This window comes from Clostridium sp. HV4-5-A1G, from assembly GCF_900184915.1.
Lineage (GTDB): Bacteria > Bacillota > Clostridia > Clostridiales > Clostridiaceae > Clostridium_B > Clostridium_B aromativorans.
Genome location: NZ_FXYI02000303.1, coordinates 1 through 2,272, shown reverse-complemented (window position 1 = coordinate 2,272; position 2,272 = coordinate 1). Strand labels below are relative to the sequence as shown.

General features: G+C 27.6%; 3 protein-coding genes. All 3 read left to right on the top strand.

Annotated elements, in window-relative coordinates; translation table 11 throughout:
- The first annotated feature begins 124 nt into the window (after nt 1-124).
- The 3 genes from J5G60_RS18015 to J5G60_RS18005 are packed head-to-tail and all read left to right on the top strand — an operon-like array spanning nt 125 to nt 2,211.
- Nucleotides 125-532 (top strand): helix-turn-helix domain-containing protein, encoded by a 408-nt coding sequence (locus tag J5G60_RS18015; RefSeq protein ID WP_150356557.1) that lies wholly within the window; start codon nt 125-127, stop codon nt 530-532.
- 10 nt (nt 533-542) lie between these two features.
- Nucleotides 543-1,361 carry an ImmA/IrrE family metallo-endopeptidase gene (locus J5G60_RS18010; protein WP_150356584.1) on the top strand — a complete coding sequence of 273 codons (819 nt, stop codon included), beginning with the start codon at nt 543-545 and terminating at the stop codon, nt 1,359-1,361.
- Nucleotides 1,330-2,211 carry a hypothetical protein gene (locus J5G60_RS18005; RefSeq protein ID WP_207876617.1) on the top strand — a complete coding sequence of 294 codons (882 nt, stop codon included), beginning with the start codon at nt 1,330-1,332 and terminating at the stop codon, nt 2,209-2,211. The genes J5G60_RS18010 and J5G60_RS18005 overlap by 32 nt, the downstream gene beginning before the upstream one ends.
- Nucleotides 2,212-2,272: the final 61 nt, after the last annotated feature.

Sequence of the window (2,272 nt, the reverse complement as noted above, 5' to 3'; positions counted from 1 at the left end):
TATTTTTAACAATAACATAAATCTATAAGTAAAAAGCTCAAAAAGATACATATGTAAAAATATTTTTTACATATGTATCTTTTTTTACAATATTGGTCTATAATATAAGTAAGGAGGTAATAGTATGGATATAGCAAAAAAGTATGGTGAAATGCAATTAAAATCTTATATATACAACAATAGATATAAAATAGGCTCTAACATTCTTCAATTTATTAGAGATAATGGGTACACTAAGTCATCTTTTTCAAAATTAGCTGGTATTTCCAGACCGACTATTGATAAATTGGTTAAGGGTGAAATAGACAACAATACAACACTAAAAAAGCATGTGGATAAGATTATTGCAACCTTTAATATAAATCTTGAAGAATTGATGGATTATAAACATCTGGAGTCAGAAAGTAAATGTAGAATTGTAGCATCTGATAATGCACCGGAGGAATATAAATTAAGTGACAGTGCTAAGAGAATGTTGGGATTTTTAGATGATATAATAGATCTTTATGAAGTTTATAATGAGGATAGGTAGGTTGATAAATATGTCTCAATATATAACATCTCAGAATTTAAATGAAGTTATAGAAGCAAATAAAAAAATAAGAAATGAAATTGAAAACTTTAAAAGTGATTTCTTTATTAATTATAACAAAATTGGAATAACTGGTTTTGATAAGTTAGCTTTTGAAGTTCTAAAGAAAAATTATAATTTAATACAGCTGCCAATAGATGATGAATATTGGGGGGGAGCCATATTTATTAGAAATAATTTCAAAATACCTGTCATTAATTCAGCACAGCCTAGAGTTTATCAATTTTTTGTTGCATGGCATGAAATATTTCATTTACTTTATGACAATTCCATAGCTGAGGGACAGCATAATATAAAAGCGGAAAAAATGGAACTGAATGAGAGAAAAGCAGATTACTTTGCTGCCAGAATGTTATTAGGAGATGTTTATGGATATTATTATTCACTGGAAAATGATGAGTTTATAAATAAAATTGCCAGGTGCATGGATGTATTTAAAGCACCCTATAAGGCTGTATTAATCCAGTTATACGAGGACGCCGTAGATGTGTTCAATGACATTGGATTGAAAAGACTTATAATTGAAAATTTCGATAAGAAGCCAGAAAATCTAGTTGAGTTGTTTGAAAACTTGGAATTGGATACTGATTTGGTTAAACCATCTAATATAATAAGTTTTGGGGGATTGGATAAAAAGATAGAATTATTGTCAAAAAAGGAACCGGATGTTGATTATCACAGAGACAATTTGAAATTTTTAAATAAACTCAAGGATCTGATGAAGGGAGAGCTAAATAATGGAAATAATTCAGGTAGAGAAATTCATTGAAATATTAAGTTCCAGTACTCCTAAAAAAATTGGGATCCTTGATAATAATACAATTAGTTTTTTAATAAATGTAAGTGAATATATTTGTATAGAAAAAATATTGACAAATTATGATCTGCTACTAATACCTAATTGGGTTTATGAAGAAGTAAGAGACTCAAAAGGAAGAGTAGGTTATATAGAGAAAATTTTCAACAAAGGCATAAAAATTTTTGTGGTAGATGAGAGAGACTATGAAAAGTTAATAAATTATAAAACAGTATGGCTGTATAAATTTTTTCTCTATTCTTCATATAAAATTGGTGAGTTAAAAAGTTTTATAAAGAGATATATTGAAAAAGGCCAAGCATTGGAAGAATTAGAAGATTATCAAGTTTGGCTGAACTTATTATATCATAATGGATTTGAAGGTAAAATGCTTAAAAATGGAAGAATGAAAAAGAAAAATGCAGGTGAGATTTCCATAAGTGTTTTGGCCTTGATTATGTCATATATCTATTTTAAGGCAAATCATACTGTAACTATATTGTCCAATGATAGGGATACGTATGATTTTATTGAGTTTGCGAAGTTAAAATTATTAAAAGATAGTATGTTTATAGAATTAAAAGAAAGTTCTATAACGTTTAAATCTAATGATTTCATAATTAAAGAAAGTTATTTAAATAACTATATAAATTATGGACAGGATATTTGTTCTATTATAAGATTTAGAGATGAGAAGAGGGTTAAGTATACAAAAAATGCACTTGATACTTCAGTTGAAGAACATGATGAAATTTTAAGCAATGAAGCTTTTATAGAAAATTTAGAGGACAGTACTTTTAATATTTCTCTTATACACATCTGACGATGCCGACGAAGCTAGAAGTCTAGATCTCGGTGGTCGCCGTATCATTAAAAAAAAAAGT

Coding starts and splice junctions, on each gene's coding strand:
- J5G60_RS18015 (WP_150356557.1), top strand. CDS start 125: ATGGATATAGCAAAAAAGTATGGTGAAATGCAATTAAAATCTTATATA.
- J5G60_RS18010 (WP_150356584.1), top strand. CDS start 543: ATGTCTCAATATATAACATCTCAGAATTTAAATGAAGTTATAGAAGCA.
- J5G60_RS18005 (WP_207876617.1), top strand. CDS start 1,330: ATGGAAATAATTCAGGTAGAGAAATTCATTGAAATATTAAGTTCCAGT.